The sequence below is a fragment of the Mesorhizobium sp. M0119 genome, from assembly GCF_040322615.1.
Lineage (GTDB): Bacteria > Pseudomonadota > Alphaproteobacteria > Rhizobiales > Rhizobiaceae > Mesorhizobium.
In genome coordinates this window covers 23,994-39,529 of sequence record NZ_JAMYTU010000036.1, presented here as the reverse complement: position 1 = coordinate 39,529, position 15,536 = coordinate 23,994, and the positions used below count along the sequence as shown (strand labels likewise).

The 15,536-nt window shown below is 63.2% G+C and carries 14 protein-coding genes; 4 read left to right on the top strand and 10 right to left on the bottom strand.

Annotated elements, in window-relative coordinates; translation table 11 throughout:
• Window positions 1-479 precede the first annotated feature (479 nt).
• Window positions 480-2,396, top strand: a complete 1,917-nt coding sequence (locus NKJ40_RS25110) for a multicopper oxidase domain-containing protein (protein WP_352468378.1) — start codon at window positions 480-482, stop codon at window positions 2,394-2,396.
• Window positions 2,397-2,469: 73 nt separating this feature from the next.
• Here NKJ40_RS25110 and NKJ40_RS25105 read toward each other — a convergent pair whose 3' ends face one another.
• Genes NKJ40_RS25105 through NKJ40_RS25095 form a run of 3 tightly spaced genes read right to left on the bottom strand, consistent with a single transcriptional unit; the run spans window position 2,470 to window position 4,496 of the window.
• On the bottom strand, window positions 2,470-3,183 hold the full coding sequence (locus NKJ40_RS25105; RefSeq protein WP_352468377.1) for a nickel/cobalt transporter: 714 nt from the start codon (window positions 3,181-3,183) through the stop codon (window positions 2,470-2,472).
• Window positions 3,184-3,213: 30 nt separating this feature from the next.
• Window positions 3,214-4,236, bottom strand: a complete 1,023-nt coding sequence (locus tag NKJ40_RS25100; protein WP_502903756.1) for a cation diffusion facilitator family transporter — start codon at window positions 4,234-4,236, stop codon at window positions 3,214-3,216.
• Window positions 4,233-4,496 (bottom strand): metal-sensing transcriptional repressor, encoded by a 264-nt coding sequence (locus NKJ40_RS25095; protein WP_352468376.1) that lies wholly within the window; start codon window positions 4,494-4,496, stop codon window positions 4,233-4,235. The genes NKJ40_RS25100 and NKJ40_RS25095 overlap by 4 nt, the downstream gene beginning before the upstream one ends.
• A 104-nt stretch (window positions 4,497-4,600) precedes the next feature.
• Between NKJ40_RS25095 and NKJ40_RS25090 the strand changes: the two genes are divergently transcribed.
• A complete protein-coding gene (locus tag NKJ40_RS25090) occupies window positions 4,601-5,272 on the top strand; it encodes a TIGR02117 family protein (protein ID WP_352468391.1) in 672 nt (223 codons plus the stop codon).
• A 217-nt stretch (window positions 5,273-5,489) separates the two neighbouring features.
• Here NKJ40_RS25090 and NKJ40_RS25085 read toward each other — a convergent pair whose 3' ends face one another.
• Both NKJ40_RS25085 and NKJ40_RS25080 read right to left on the bottom strand, forming a co-directional pair.
• Entirely contained in the window at window positions 5,490-6,722 is a 1,233-nt protein-coding gene (locus NKJ40_RS25085) for an FAD-dependent monooxygenase (protein WP_352468375.1), read from the bottom strand.
• A gap of 19 nt (window positions 6,723-6,741) precedes the next feature.
• Window positions 6,742-6,987 carry a zinc-finger domain-containing protein gene (locus tag NKJ40_RS25080; protein ID WP_254820632.1) on the bottom strand — a complete coding sequence of 82 codons (246 nt, stop codon included), beginning with the start codon at window positions 6,985-6,987 and terminating at the stop codon, window positions 6,742-6,744.
• A gap of 150 nt (window positions 6,988-7,137) precedes the next feature.
• Here NKJ40_RS25080 and NKJ40_RS25075 point away from each other — a divergent pair, with 150 nt between their 5' ends.
• A complete protein-coding gene (locus NKJ40_RS25075) occupies window positions 7,138-9,339 on the top strand; it encodes an RNA degradosome polyphosphate kinase (protein WP_352468374.1) in 2,202 nt (733 codons plus the stop codon).
• Complete coding sequence (gene ppx, locus NKJ40_RS25070) at window positions 9,339-10,871, top strand: exopolyphosphatase (RefSeq protein WP_352468373.1); 1,533 nt, start codon at window positions 9,339-9,341, stop codon at window positions 10,869-10,871. The genes NKJ40_RS25075 and ppx overlap by 1 nt, the downstream gene beginning before the upstream one ends.
• A 263-nt stretch (window positions 10,872-11,134) precedes the next feature.
• Here ppx and NKJ40_RS25065 read toward each other — a convergent pair whose 3' ends face one another.
• The 5 genes from NKJ40_RS25065 to betI form a co-directional block, all read right to left on the bottom strand.
• Window positions 11,135-11,560: a DoxX family protein gene (locus NKJ40_RS25065; protein WP_352468372.1), complete on the bottom strand. Its 426-nt coding sequence runs from the start codon at window positions 11,558-11,560 to the stop codon at window positions 11,135-11,137.
• 119 nt (window positions 11,561-11,679) lie between these two features.
• Window positions 11,680-12,114, bottom strand: coding sequence for a DoxX family protein (locus NKJ40_RS25060; protein ID WP_352468371.1), 435 nt, complete (start codon window positions 12,112-12,114; stop codon window positions 11,680-11,682).
• Window positions 12,115-12,242: 128 nt separating this feature from the next.
• A complete protein-coding gene (fumC, locus tag NKJ40_RS25055) occupies window positions 12,243-13,640 on the bottom strand; it encodes a class II fumarate hydratase (RefSeq protein WP_352468370.1) in 1,398 nt (465 codons plus the stop codon).
• Window positions 13,641-13,954: 314 nt separating this feature from the next.
• Window positions 13,955-14,713, bottom strand: coding sequence for an SDR family NAD(P)-dependent oxidoreductase (locus NKJ40_RS25050; RefSeq protein ID WP_352468369.1), 759 nt, complete (start codon window positions 14,711-14,713; stop codon window positions 13,955-13,957).
• Between the two features lie 112 nt (window positions 14,714-14,825).
• The gene (gene betI, locus NKJ40_RS25045) at window positions 14,826-15,428 is read right to left on the bottom strand and encodes a choline-binding transcriptional repressor BetI (protein ID WP_352468368.1); all 603 of its coding nucleotides are present in this window, start codon (window positions 15,426-15,428) and stop codon (window positions 14,826-14,828) included.
• Between the last annotated feature and the right edge of the window lie 108 nt (window positions 15,429-15,536).

Sequence of the window (15,536 nt, the reverse complement as noted above, 5' to 3'; positions counted from 1 at the left end):
TCTCCGAGATTAAGGTCACGCGCGTCGGCACGCGGTATAACTCAGGTGGCACGCTCCGTAGCCAGATTCACATTAGCCTCGGTCACGTCATGCCACCGTCTTCAGCGCCTTTTCAAGCGGGCGACACAGGAGGCGGAGGTCATGCCCTCGATCCCAATCTCAATCGCGGGAGCGGAAACAGGCTCGGCTGGGTTATGAGCGACGGCGTTCATGGGTTTGCAGCTCCAACTGGGTAGCTGCCACACGATAAAGGTTCCCATCACGGGAAGGTCAAGGGGCAAATTTTCGATGTGCTGCCTCGGCACGGCGGCGATGATTTGAGCTGGCTCAAAAGCCCTTGACCTTCCCGTGATGGGAAGCCTCATAACGACCCCACTTGCCGGCGCGGATCATAAGCGCGCCGGCCGCGTTTGTTGCCATTAGGAGTTGTATAACAAGCCGCGTGGGCGAGTGCGGCGACAGGTCAAGGGTTCATCCTGATGCTCATCCAACCGATCGATTATTTCCTCGTCGTCTGGTTCGCGCTGGCGCTGGCTTCGACGCTTTATGTCGGCTTCGACCAATATCGCAACAATCCCGAGCCGGTGGTGATGAAATGGGGCTTCATCCTGGTCACCCTCTATATGGGTCCGCTCGGCTTGTTGCTCTACGTGCTCGCCGACAAGGAACCCCGGCCGGGCGAGCATGAGGTGTTCACCCGGCCGCTCTGGAAGCAGGGCGTCGGCTCCACCATCCACTGCGTCGCTGGCGATGCCACCGGCATCATTCTTGCCGCCGCCATCACGGCGGCGCTCGGCCTGCCGATGTGGATCGACCTGATTGTCGAATATCTCGCCGGCTTTGCCTTCGGCCTGTTCATCTTCCAGTCGCTTTTCATGAAATCGATGATGGGCGGCACCTATCGGGAGAACGTGCGCAAGAGCTTCCTGCCCGAATTCATCTCGATGAACTTCATGATGGCCGGCATGGCGCCGGTCATGAGTTTTCTGATGATGGGCCGCGACATGCGCGCGATGGAACCGACGGAGCTGTTGTTCTGGGGTGTGATGTCGATTGGCGTCCTCGCCGGTTTTGCGCTTGCCTATCCGGCCAATGTCTGGCTGGTCGCCCGGGGGCTGAAGCATGGGCTGATGACGCAGCGCGCGCAGGCAGCCGGCATCGATGGTCGGCAGCAGCCTGCAACGAGGCAACATGCGCAAATGCAAATGCAGCAGGCCGACGCCAGTGGCCGTCGCGGGCAGCGCCACGATATGGCTTCCCACAAAGGCAAAGGCGGCGGCCATCACATGGAGACGGATGCCACGACGCCGCAGGTCGCTGCCCTAGGTGCCGTCTCCCTGCTGGCGCTCGCCATCGGCATGATCGCGCCGGCGAACTGGCTGAACCTGACGCTGTCGGCACGCGACGTCGGCGGGGTGATCATGCCGCAAGGCATGATCATGGATCGCGACACGCCGGCCGATACGATGCGCGATATGGCTGCCACCGATCCGCGCCTCGTGGCCGCCTCTTATGGTCTGACGGCAAAGGGTGACCAGGACCTGCCGTTTCGGATGGAGAACGGCGTCAAGGTGTTCGAGCTCAGGCCTTCGGTGGTCCGCTGGCAGATCCTGCCGGACGTCGCGGTCGACGCCTATGCCTATAATGGCCAGATTCCCGGCCCGCGAATTCACATTCGCCAGGGCGACCGGGTCAGGATCAACGTCACCAACGGCCTGCCTGACGAAACGACGGTGCATTGGCATGGCTTGATCCTGCCGAACCAGATGGATGGGCCGGCCGAGATCACGCAGTCGCCGATCGAGCCCGGGCAATCCTATTCATACGAATTCACCGCAACCCAGCACGGAACCTATTTCTATCATCCCCATGCCAAGCCGGACCGGACCCAGGCGCTCGGCCTCTACGGTGCGCTGATCATCGATCCCGCCAATCCCGCCGATGAGGTCGCGGCCGACCATGATTACGTCATCGAGCTTCAGGAATGGCTGGTGCGGGAAGGGCTGACCTACCCGTCGATGCCGATGGACGGCGGCATGCCGAATTTCTTCACCATCAACGGCAAGGCCTATCCCTCGACCGAGACGATCCCGATGAAGGTCGGCGAGACGCTCAAGGTGCGGTTCATCGGCACCAACAACGGCTTCATCCATCCGATGCATATCCATGGCGGACCGTTCGAGGTCGTTGCCCGCGACGGCGAGACGATCCCTGCCTCGGGTCGTTTCCTTGCCGATACGGTCAACGTCGGGCCGGGTCAGCGCTATGACGTGATCTGGAAGGCGCAGCGTCCGGGCAAATGGCTGATCCATTGCCACATCCCGCATCACACCACGAACAACAATGTCGAGGAGAAGGGCGGCGGCGGGCTGATGGTCGTCATCGATGTGACATGACCGGCGTCGCCTAGGCTCGTTCCAACCGCTGCTTCGGCCCGGACGATATGCGGTGGCTGGGGCCAATTTTCTCTCAAGCTGAGGTTATCTGCCAGACAGCGACGCCGGCAAGGGCGAGACCGGCAGCGGCCTCGATGGCCCGGGAGATGGTTTCGAACAGCCGTGGCTGGCGCGCGAAAAACTGTACAAGCCGTTCCCGAAACACGATCGACAACACGGCGACGCAGGACAGCGTCAGCGCCACGCCGACCATCATGGTGATGGCAAACAGGACGCCCGCTGCCGGAACACCCCTGGAGATCGCGAAAGTCATCGCGAAAAGCGTCAGCGGGCAGGGGATCAGGCCTGCCATCACGCCGACAGCCTCGCCTTCGTGCCTGTGGTGATGGCTATGGCTCAAAGCGCGCCAGAGCATCCAGACGCCAATGAGGCCGAGCAGCCCACGACTGATATGCTCCAGAAGCGGAGCGCGGCCAACGCTGCCCAATGCTATGGAGACCAGTGGCAGCGAGAGAGCCGCAATCAGAACGGCAATCGTCACATGCGTGAACGATAGCGTCATAGATACGAGCAGGCCGCGCGAGACCTTCGCATCCGAACCGGCAAGATAGGTCGCCAGGACCGCCTTGCTATGACCCGGCGTCAGCGCATGGGCAGCCCCGAACACGACGCCCATCGGCAGGAAGGCCATGAACGCCAGCCAATTGCCTCCGGCCGCAAGCAGCTTGATCTGTTCGCCGAGAGTCAGATAGATCGTGCGCTGAAATTCTACGAGCGTCTGGAACATCGGACGAGACTAGCAGAAAATCGGCGAGCGTCAGTGCATGTGGCCATGGTCGTGCGTGTGCTCGTGAGGACGGTCGTGCTCTCCATATACGGTTGAAAACCGCACATTCGCCTCAGCCAGGGCCGGCATATGCTGGGACAGTTCGTCCTTCAGCGCTGCCGCGATCTTGTTCGCTTCCGACAGCGGCAGGGTTTCGTCTGCGGCAATTGCGATGTCGGCGTGCAATCTATGACCGATCCAGCGCGCCTTGGCATCGACAATGCGTGCGCCCGCAACATGCTCGGCGGCATGTCGGATTTCATCCATCACACCGGGTTCGATTCCATCCAGCATGCGGGTCAGCACCGAGCGGGCCGATTGCCAGACGATACCGAAGATCGCAATCGTGATCAGCAGGCCGACGATCGGGTCGGCCAAGGAAAAGCCGAGCCAGACGCCGATGGCTCCGATGACCACGGCAAGGCTGGTAAGTCCGTCGGTGCGGGCGTGGTAGCCGTCGGCAATGAGCGCCGCGCTGTTGATTTCGCGGCCGACGCGGATACGGAACACGGCAACCGCCTCGTTGCCGAGGAAGCCGACAATGCCCGCCGCCGTCAGCCAGCCGAGATGGGTCACAACTTGTGGATTGATCAGCCTGTCGATGGCCTGGTAGGCGGCGACAACAGCGCTGAACAGGATGATGAGCACGATGATGATGCCGGCCAGATCCTCGACCCGGCCCAAGCCATAGGTGAAGATCCGCGACGGCTTGCGCCGCGCCAGCACGAACGCAATCCATAGCGGGATCGCCGTGGTCGCGTCGCCGATGTTGTGGATTGTGTCGGCCAGCAGCGCCACACTTCCCGACAACGCAACCACGACCATCTGCAATGCCGCGGTGATGGCCAGGATTACGAACGACCATTTGATTGCCCAGATGCCCCGATCGGTGGTGGCAATTGTCGCATCGATGACGCCATGGGTGTGACCGTGCGGACCGTGACCGCCGTGATGATGTGCGGCGTGCGAGCCGAACCCGAGCCTGTCCAGAATGCGGGCTACGATGGCATTCATAGATATTTCGCCAGCTGCTTGAGTTCCGCCAGCGAGTTGCCGCCGGTTTCCACGCTGTCCGTCAGGCAATGCTCGATGTGATCGTTGATCAGCTCGCGCTTGGCGCTGCTGATGGCCCGTTCGACGGCGTGAAGCTGCTGCGCCAGATCAACGCAAGGGCGATGCGCCTCGATCATGGCCAGCACCGCCGTGAGGTGGCCTTGCGCGCGCTTCAGGCGCTTTATGATCGAAGGATGCGAGGCGTGGAGATGATCTGACATGCCCCAGCATATCCTCCCGGGGAGGATACGCGTCAAGCTCTAAGTCAGCTGTGCAACTTCCGGAGAGGCTTCACCTTGAGCATTGCTTGTTCTATGCCTTCCGCATGAAGAAGCTTGCCCGTTTTCTTGGCCTGCTGGCCGTTGCAATAGCGCTAGCGGTAGCGCTGGGCACGCTGCTGCCGCGCCCGCTCTGGCCGGCGGCCGTTGCCGATCCGATCGGCGCAAGCCACCGCATTTTGGTGCTGCAAAATCCGATCCACACCGACATCGCCATCCCGGTCGACGACGATGTGCGCCGGCGCTTCCATTTTGTGGTCGATGCCGGCATTCCGGCCGACATGGCGGAGGTCCGCTACATCGTCTTCGGCTGGGGCGGCCGCGCCTTCTATCTGGAGACGCCGACCTGGTCGGAGCTGAAGGCAGTGCCGGTGATGAAGGCGCTGACCGTCGATGCCTCGGTGATGCATGTCGACATTTCCGGCGAAATCGCCGAGCCGCATCCCGACGTCGCCGGCTTCGACATCGGCGACGAACGCTTTACCGCGCTGCTCGATTACATTGCGGCAAGTTTCCAGCAGGGGCCGAACGGGGCCATTCCGATCGAGAATGCGGCCTATTCCCGCTTCGACCGGTTTTTCGAAGCCAATGGCCATTTCAATGCGCTGGTCGGCTGCAACACCTGGACGGCGGCGGCACTGCGCACGGCGGGCCTGCGCACCGGCTGGTGGAACCCGATGCCGGCCTCGCTCGGCCTGTCGATGCGGCTTTACAATTGAAGAGGGTTCCGGCTGATCAACGCCGCGACCCTTCGCGCCCCCCTCTGTCCTGCCGGACATCTCCCCACGAGGGGGGAGATTAGCGGCTTCGGCGCCTTGCTAGGTCGTGCAACCTTGAAGATTGGCGAAAGCCAATGTGATGGCTAATCTCCCCCCAAGTAGGGGAGATGTCCGGCGGGACAGAGAGGGGCGCTGTCCCGCCAGCCTGTCGTGCGTATCATCGCGCGCCATCGTCCAACGCCCGCCAGCCATAGAGCCAGTCGAGATCGGCGGCGAGCTTTTCGGGTGAGCGCATTGCCAGGAACAGGTTGCGGGCCATCGCCACCGGCCCGGCCGCGTGCCAGGCGAGGCGGTTGACGGCGCTGCGGCGGGCGACCTGGGCGACGCGCGGCCGCCGCGCCTGTTCCCAGCCGGCGAGCGCCCCCTTAAGATCGGCCGGCGAAGCGGCAACGAAACCGGCAAGCGTCGCCGCGTCCTCGATCGCCATCGCCGCGCCCTGTGCGGCAAAGGGCGTCATCGCATGCGCCGCATCGCCGATCAGCGCGATGCCTTCCGGCGTCGTCCACCGCCGCTGCTCGACGGTGTGGATCGGCCATGCCGTCCACGGCGCGGCCTCGCTCGCCAGACGGACCAGCGCCGGCGCGGCACCGCGCATGGCGCTTGAGAGGCTGGTGGGATCGGCATGCCCCGACCAGCCCTCGGCGATGCGCTTGCCCCTGGTGAAGGCAGCGAGATTGAAGGCAGTGCCACGGCTGACCGGATAGGCGACCATATGGAAGCCGGGATAGAGGAAGGCGGTAACGCAATCGGCCGCACCGATCGCTGCAAAGGTTTGTCCGGCGGGGCTGTCGGCGGCCACCGTGGCGCGCCAGGCAAGCTCGCCCGAAAACCGGCTCCTACCGAATTCGGCCGCCTTGCGGGCAAGCGTTTCTCGCACTGACGACCAGACGCCATCGGCGCCGATCAGCAGACAGCCAGCCTCGACCGTTTTGCCATCAACCGATGCAATGACGGCAACACCTTTCGGTCCGGCTGCGATGTCGGTCACCCGCGAGCCAGCGATCAGATCGATACCGGGCTGCTCCGAAACTCGCTGCATCAGCGCTGACTGCAGATCGGCGCGGTGTGCAACGAGATAGGGCGCTCCCCAGCGCGTTTCTGCGGCCTGGCCAAGCGGTACGCACGCCAGCTTGCGCAGCGTGGCGGCATCCTTGAGCACGACCGCCTCCGGCCGCACCGCCGTCGCCAGCAGCCGTTCGAGTACGCCGAGCTGCCGTAGGATGCGCGTCGCGTTGGGTGAAAGCTGGATGCCGGCGCCGGCAGCCTCGAGGTGCTGCGCCTGTTCGAACAGTTTTATCCGATAGCCGCGCTCGGCGAAGGCCAGTGCCGCGGTCAGCCCGGCGACGCCCGCCCCGGCGATGACCACCTGCCGGGACTGCGTTCCCTGCATCAGGCTTGTCGCGGAAGAATCAGGCGGCCTGGTCGATATAGAGGCAGCCCGGCGGCTGCGTTTCCAATGCCTTCAGCTTCGGCGAATATCGATAGAGCGTCGAGCAATAGGGGCAGACCTTTTCATTGTCGTCGCCCATATCGAGAAATACATGCGGGTGGTCGAAAGGCGGATTGGCGCCGGTGCACATGAATTCCTTGACGCCGATGTCGATTGCCGGATAGCCCGCATCGTTCTGGAAATGGGGAATGGAACCGCCTGCCATCGTCGTCTCCTGATCTTGTCGATTGCATCTGGATCATAACCGGTCTCTTTGCAAGATCGATGAAATGAAACTGTCGCAAAAGCCTGTCAGAGGATAAGTTAAGCCGGTTAACACCGTAATCCGCGGACGGGTGTGAGAAGAGCAGGAACTATGAACGAACTGAAGCCGGTGCAGAACGAATTCATCACCATCGAGGCTGCGAGCCGCGAAGGCGGCAATCCTGACCGCTTCGTCAACCGCGAGTTTTCCTGGCTGCAATTCAACCGCCGCGTGCTCGAGGAATCGCTGAACGCCAATCATCCGCTGCTCGAGCGCGTTCGCTTCCTGTCGATATCGGCAGCCAATCTCGACGAGTTCTTCATGGTCCGCGTCGCCGGTCTTGCCGGCCAGGTGCGCGAAGGCATCGTGCTGAAGAGCCCGGACGGGCGCACCCCCGAGCAGCAGCTCGAACAGTTGCTGCGCGAGGTAGAGCGCCTGCAGGAGGACCAGCAGAACAGCCTTTCGGCGCTGATGCTGCAGCTCAACAAGGAAGGCATCGAGAGCATCACCCGCGATGCGCTGACCAAGGACGAGAAGACCTGGCTCGAGGACCATTTCCAGGAGCAGGTGTTTCCGGTCCTGACGCCGCTGTCGATCGACCCGGCGCATCCGTTTCCGTTCATTCCCAATCTCGGTTTCTCGATGGCGCTGCAATTGCGCCACCGCAAGAACGGCGAGGAAATGAGCGCGCTTTTGCGCCTGCCGGTGGCGCTGAGGCGCTTCATCCGCTTGCCGGATCGCAAGCATCACGTCCGCTTCGTTCCGCTCGAAGAGGCGGTCAGTCTCTACATCGGCAAGCTGTTCCCCGGCTACGAGGTCAAGGGCTCCGGCACGTTCCGCATCATCCGTGACAGCGATATCGAGGTCGAGGAAGAATCCGAAGATCTGGTGCGGCTGTTCGAGACGGCGCTGAAGCGTCGCCGCCGCGGCTCCGTCATCCGCATCGAGTTCGACAGGCTGATGCCGTCCGAATTGCGCGACTTCGTCGCCGGCGAGCTCGGTGTCTCGGCCAGCCGCATCAGCGTGCTTACAGGTCCGCTGGCGCTTAGCCAGATCTCGGAGATCGTCGCCGTCGCCCGCGACGATCTGAAGTTCACGCCCTACAATCCGCGCTTCCCCGAGCGCATCCGCGAGCACGGCGGCGATTGCTTTGCCGCCATCCGCGAGAAGGACATCATCGTCCACCACCCTTACGAATCCTTCGACGTCGTGGTGCAGTTCCTGCGCCAGGCGATGGCCGATCCGGAAGTGGTGGCGATCAAGCAGACGCTCTATCGCACCTCCAACGACAGCCCGATCGTGCGGGCTTTGGTCGATGCGGCGGAAGCCGGCAAGTCGGTGACGGCGCTGGTCGAGCTCAAGGCGCGTTTCGACGAGGAGGCCAACATCCGCTGGGCCCGCGACCTCGAGCGCGCCGGCGTCCAGGTCGTCTTCGGTTTCCTCGAGCTCAAGACTCACGCGAAAATGTCGCTGGTGGTGCGGCGCGAGGACGGCAGGCTGCGCAATTACGTGCATCTCGGCACCGGCAACTACCACCCGGTCACCGCGCGCATCTACACCGACCTGTCCTTCTTCACCACCGACCCGACGATCGCGCGCGATGTCGCGCAATTGTTCAACTTCATCACCGGCTATGCCGAGCCGGCCGAGCAGATGCGGCTGGCCATATCGCCGTTCACGCTGCGCAACCGCATCCTCAAGCACATTTCGGACGAGATCGGCCACGCGCTGGACGGCAGGCCGGCTCGCATCTGGATGAAGATGAATGCGCTGGTCGATCCGATCATCATCGATGCGCTCTACGATGCCAGCCGCGCCGGCGTCGAGATCGATCTCGTCGTGCGCGGCATCTGCTGCCTGAGGCCGCAGGTGCCCGGCCTGTCGGAGAACATTAGGGTGAAGTCGATCGTCGGCCGTTTCCTCGAGCACAGCCGCATCTACTGCTTCGGCAACGGCCACGGCCTGCCATCGGACGGGGCGATCGTCTACATCTCCTCGGCCGATCTAATGCCGCGCAATCTCGACCGCCGCGTCGAGACCATGGTGCCGATCACCAATCCAACTGTGCATGAGCAGGTGCTCGGCCAGATCATGCTCGGCAACATCATGGACAACCAGCAAAGTTTCGACGTATTGGCTGACGGAACCTCCCGGCGCGTCGTGCTGGAAGAGGGCGAGGAACCGTTCAACGCGCAGGAATATTTCATGACCAATCCGAGCCTGTCCGGACGGGGCGATGCGTTGAAGTCGCATGCGCCCAAGCGCATCGCGCAGTTCAAGCGCCGCAAGAAACAGAACGCAGCGACGGGCTGATGATTTCAGCGTCCCAGGGCCGGCTTCAGGACCGCCGACCGCTGTCCATCATCGATATCGGGTCGAACTCGATCCGTCTTGTCATCTATGAGGGGCTGGCGCGCTCGCCGACCTTGCTGTTCAACGAAAAGATGCTGGCCGGCCTCGGCCGCGGCATCGTTTCGACCGGAAAGCTCGATCCCGAGGCGGTGACGCGCTCGATGGAAGAGTTCCGCCGCTTCCGCGCGCTCTCCGACCAGGCCGGCGCCGAGCGCATATATGTGCTGGCGACCGCCGCCGCTCGCGAGGCCGTCAACGGCCCCGACTTCATCCACCGCGCCGAGGATGTGCTCAAGACCGAGATCCAGGTGCTGAGCGGCCGCGAGGAAGCCCATTATTCGGCACTCGGCGTGATCTCCGGTTTCCACCCGGCCAACGGCATTGCCGGCGATCTTGGCGGCGGCAGCCTCGAACTGATCGACATCGACGGTGAGACGATCGGTGACGGCATCACGCTGCCGTTGGGCGGCTTGCGCCTGCAGGACATGGCGAAGAACTCGCTGGCCCAGGCGGCAAGGATCGCGCGCGAGCAACTGGCACGGGCGAAATTGCTGAAGGGCGGGCAGGGCAGGGCCTTCTACACGGTCGGCGGCACTTGGCGAAACCTCGCCCGGCTGCACATGGAAATGACCAACTACCCGCTCGGCGTCATGCATCATTACGAGATCGGCATCGAAAGCGCCGCGAATTTCCTCCGGCAGGTCGCCAAGGCCGAGATCGATAAGATCAAAGGCATCGAGGGCGTCTCCAAGAACCGCCGCTCGCTGCTGCCCTATGGCGCCATCGTGCTGCAGGAGATCATGGCGGCGATGCAGCCGTCGAAGATCATCGTGTCGGCGCTGGGCGTGCGCGAGGGCTTTCTCTATTCGCTGCTCGACAATGCCGAGCAGAAAGCCGATCCGCTGATCTCGGCGGCGGAAGAGCTTGCCCGCCTGCGCTCGCGCTCGGTCGACCACGCGCATGAACTTGTCGAGTGGACCGGCAAGGCGTTCGCCGCCTTCGGCATCGACGAGACCAGGGATGAAGCGCGCTACCGCCACGCCGCCTGCCTGCTCGCTGATATCGGCTGGCGCGCCCATCCCGAATATCGCGGCAAGCAATCGCTCAACATCATCGCCCACGCCTCGTTCATCGGCGTCGACCATCCCGGCCGCGCTTTCCTGGCGCTTGTCAGCCTGTTTCGCCACGAGGGCGTGTTCAATGAAGCCGCTCCGGAAATCCGCGGACTGGCGACGCCGCGCTATCTCGAACGGGCACGGGTGCTGGCCGCGCTGCTGCGCGTCGTCTATTTGCTGAGCGCGGCGATGCCGGGTGTCATGCCGCGGCTGAAATGGGAAAACCGCGGCAATGGCGTGCTGGCGCTGGTGCTGCCGGCAGCGCTGGCCGATCTTTACGGCGAGCGGCCGGCCGGCAGGCTGGCGCAACTGGCAAGGGTCACCAACCGCCGGCTGGTGCTGGCGGTCGAGGGCGGGCCTAGCGTTTCGGTGAAGTAGGCTGTCTCAGCCAACTAATCTCTGCTCCGCCTCAAGGCAATCGTTTCAGGTTTTGCGCCGCCCCTCATTGCCCTGCCGGGCATTTCTCCCCGTATAGCGACGGGGAGAAAGATGCCTTCGGAACGGATTTCGCTTACTTCCAGCGTTGCAGAAAGAGTGCCGGGGTCGCGGCCAGCTTCCTTCTCCCCGTCACTATACGGGGAGAAGATGCCGGCAGGCAGATGAGGGGCGGCGCCGACTTCTGCAGGTGGACGAGTCGAGCGCTAGCTTTTGCGTGAAGCGATTGCCCTGGGCATCCGTCCGTCGGCCGACCAGGCGCCCGCACCAGCCATTGCCAGCGCCAGGAAACCGCCTGATATGGCGATGTCCTTCATCAGCATCTGCGAATGCAGGAAGGTCAGCGTCGGATCGTCGCCACCTTGGCCATAGTGGCCGATGAAGCCCGCCGCGATGCAGAAGGCGGCGAGCAGCAGCGCCACGATCGGCGTCTTGAAGCCGACGAGGATGAGCAGCCCGGCGATCAGCTCGAACAGCCCGGTGCCCCAGGCAGCGAGCGTCGGCAGCGGCAGGCCGAGGCCGGCGAAATAGCCCGATGTGCCGGCGATGTCGGCAAGCGCATGGAAGCCGGACGGCACGAACAGCGCGGCGAGCAGCAGCCGGGAAAGCAAGAGCAGCGCATTGCGAGGCATGGTCTCCTCCGATATCGGCGGCCGATGCTAGCAGAGTTCCAGCCAGCAGATATAAACCGACAACGAAAAAGGGGCGCGGAAAATTCCGCGCCCCTTTGTTCAGGAAATGCTGGGCCGCTTCAGCCGCGCTTGGCGTCGATCGAATACGCGCCTGGACCCGACGAGGCGAGCACGAGGAAGCCGCCGGCGATGCCGAGGTTTTTCATGAAATTGATCATCTGCATCTGATCGGCCCAGCCGGTGTGGGCGACCAGTGCGGTGGCAACGGTGAAGATCGCCATCACCCAGCCGACGATCCGGGTCTGGAAGCCGACCAGGATGGCGAGCCCGCCAAGCAGTTCGATCAGGCCGACGACAATGGCGGTCACCATCGGCAGCGGCAGGCCGAGGCTGCCGAAATAGCCGGCCGTGCCGGCAATCGCCGTCAGCTTGCCGAAGCCGGAAAGCAGGAAGATGACCGAAAGCAGGATGCGGCCGAGCAGGATCGTGCCCGAGGCGCCGGAGGCGGTGCCGGAACCGGCAAACGAAGTGTTGGTGGACGTGTTGGTGGACATGCGTAACTCTCCAGAAGGGTTTGGCCAAACGACTTGGGATAGCCGTCCAGTTAGCGCATGCCGACTGTTCACCAAAGACGTCAGATTGGTTACGGATTGTTCACCGAGGTAACGTTTTCGCGATCAACTTACCCTGGGTGCGTCATGTCCTCCGGCCGCACCAGCCGCTCATAGTCGGCTTCGCTGACCAGCCCGGTGGCCAGCGCTTCCTCGCGCAGCGTTGTGCCGTTCTTGTGCGCCGCCTTGGCGATGTTGGCGGCGTTGTCATAGCCGATCGTCGGCGCCAGCGCCGTCACCAGCATCAGCGAACGGTCGAGCGCTGCCTTGATGTTGTCTTCGCGGGCCTCGATGCCGACGACGCAATTGTCAGTGAACGACAGGGAAGCGTCGGCCAGCAACTGCACCGACTGCAGGAAACAATAGGCCATCAGAGGATTGTAGACGTTGAGCTCGAAATGGCCCTGGCTGCCGGCGAAGCTGATCGCCGCGTTGTTGCCGAACACCTGCACGCAAACCTGCGTCATGGCCTCGCATTGTGTCGGATTGACCTTGCCCGGCATGATCGAGGAGCCCGGTTCGTTTTCCGGCAGCGACAATTCGCCGAGGCCCGAACGCGGGCCCGAGCCGAGCAGGCGGATGTCGTTGGCGATCTTGAACAGCGCCGCCGCGCAGGCATTGATGGCGCCGTGCGAGAAGACCATGGAATCATGCGCGGCCAGCGCCTCGAACTTGTTCGGCGCGGTGACGAAATCGATCCCGGTGATTGCGGCGATGCGCGACGCCACTTTTTCGGCAAAACCGACCGGCGCGTTGAGGCCGGTGCCGACCGCGGTGCCGCCCTGTGCCAATTCCTGCAGGCCGGGCAGGGTCATCTCGATGCGCTTGATCGACGAGGCGACCTGAGCCGCATAGCCCGAGAATTCCTGGCCAAGCGTCAGCGGCGTGGCGTCCTGCGTGTGGGTGCGGCCGATCTTGACGATGTGGGCGAATGCCTTGGTCTTGGCCTCGAGTGCCGCATGCAAATGTCTCAGCGCCGGCAGCAGATCGTGGATGATGCGCTCGGCGCAGGCTATGTGCATGGCCGTCGGATAGGTGTCGTTCGACGACTGGCTCATGTTGACGTGGTCATTGGGATGCACCGGCTTCTTCGACCCCATGACGCCGCCCAGAAGCTCGATCGCCCGGTTGGAAATCACCTCATTGGCGTTCATGTTGGACTGCGTGCCCGAGCCGGTCTGCCAGACGACCAGCGGGAAATGTTCGTTCAGCTTGCCGTCGATGACCTCCTGGGAGGCCTCGACGATGGCCTTGCCGATCGCCGGATCGAGCCGCTTCAGCTCCATATTGGCTTCGGCGGCCGCCCGTTTGACGATGCCTAGCGCCCGCACGATCGACGCCGGCTGTTTCTCCCAGCCGATCTTGAAATTGGCCAGCGAACGCTGCGCCTGCGCGCCCCAATAGCGGTCGGCGGCGACCTCGATGGGACCGAACGTGTCGGTTTCGGTTCTGGTCTCTGGCGCGCTCACGAAGTCTCTCCGGTTTGCAATTTGCAAACGGCGTATCGCGTTGCACAAACGCCTTCAAGCGGAGATTGCGGACGATGGGGATGCAAATCGGTTGAAGGGACTGGCAATCTCCCCCCTCGTGGGGGAGATGCCCGGCAGGGCAGAGGGGGGCGCGAAGGATCGCCAACGTTGTTCACCCTGCAACCAGCGGAGAAGGACAACAAGCCTAAGGGCGGAATTGCGATCGATGAGAAGTCGGCGGGACAGCGCCCCCCTCTGTCCTGCCGGACATCTCCCCCACAAGGGGGGAGATTGGCAGCTTCGCCGACCGCTCCTCACCCCGCCGTATAGCCGCCGTCGACAGCAAATACACCGCCGCTGGTCCATGCCGCTTCGTCGCTGGCAAGATAGACCGCGATGCCGGCAAGGTCGCCGGTTCGGCCGATGCGGCCGAGCGGGTAGCTGCGCTCGACATAGGCCTTGAGCTCGGCTTGCGCGGCCTCAGGCAGGTTTTCGATCGACCTGCGCCGCATCGCTGTGTCGACCGTGCCGGGCGCGATGGCGTTGACCCTTATGCCGCGCGGCCCGAGCTCGAAGGCGAGCGACTTGGTCAGCGAATTGAGCGCGCCCTTCGACAGCGAATAGAGGCTGGACGGCCGCTTCGGGATCATCTTGTGTGCGAAATAGGACGAGATGTTGATCACGGAAGCCCCGCCCGGCGCGAGATGCGGCAACAGCCGTTGGGTGAGGAAGAATACGGCCGTGACGTTGAGCGCGAACGACTGCTGGAACTGATCCTCGCTGACGGTTTCGAACGGCACCAGGAACGCCACGCCGGCATTGTTGACGAGGATATCGACAGCTGGGCCGCGCCTGGCATGCTCGACCACGGCGTCGATGCCGGCGCTGGCCGACAAATCGGCCGACAGCGTTTCGACATTATCCCCGAGCTGCTTGCGGGCGGCGTCGAGCTTTTTGCCGTCGCGGCCGACGATCAGCACATCCGCGCCTTCGCGCAAAAACGCCTCGGCGATTGCCAGCCCGATCCCGTCCGAGCCGCCGGTGACCAGTGCCCGTTTGCCGCCTAGTCTCATCCAACACTCCCGCGCATTGCCGTCTTCTTTGGCAAGGAGAACAGCGCCGTTGCCAATTGTGGTCAAGCCGCCGGCCCATCCTACAATATGAACTTTCGGCTGATGCGCCTGTCTATTCGGCAGCGGCTGCATCGCGCCGAACAGCCAGGCGGGTAGCGACAAACTCCTTGACCTGATGAATGGCCTGTTCACGCGTAACGCTGCCGGGCTGCAGGCCAAGCCGCAACCACAGCCCATCGATCAGGGCGGTGACGCCGAAAGCGATCTCGTCAGCATCGCGCGCCGGCGCCAGACCGCGCAGGCCGGACAGCAGGTTGGAGCGCATGCGCGCATGAATCACCTTCTGGATGCGGGCCAGCTTTTCGTCGCGCGGCACCTCCGCGCAAAGCGAAAGCCAGGCATGGCAGAGGGACGGCTGGAAGAGATGCGGCTCGAAATTGCCTTCGATGATGGCATCTATCCGTTGCATTGGCGTGCGCGCCTGTCTCAGCCGCTCGACCACCGCATGCCGCAGCACCAGGTTCGATTCGCGCATGGCGTGCTCGAACAGTTCCTGCTTGCTGTTGAAATAATGCAGCACGATGCCCTTCGACGCGCCGGCCTGCGCCGCCACCTTTTCTATGGTGGCGCCAGCTATGCCTTCGCGCTGAAGCACGGCAAAGGCGGCTTGCCGCAGCTCTTTGCGGCGTATGTCGCTGAGACGCTTGAGTTTCACGGGGCCGGATCCATGCATCGAAAACCGACGTTGACATTTTCGTCCGCCGAGATCAAGAATTGACCGTTGGGACAATATAAAAACCGAATGGTCGACGCCCGTTGGTGA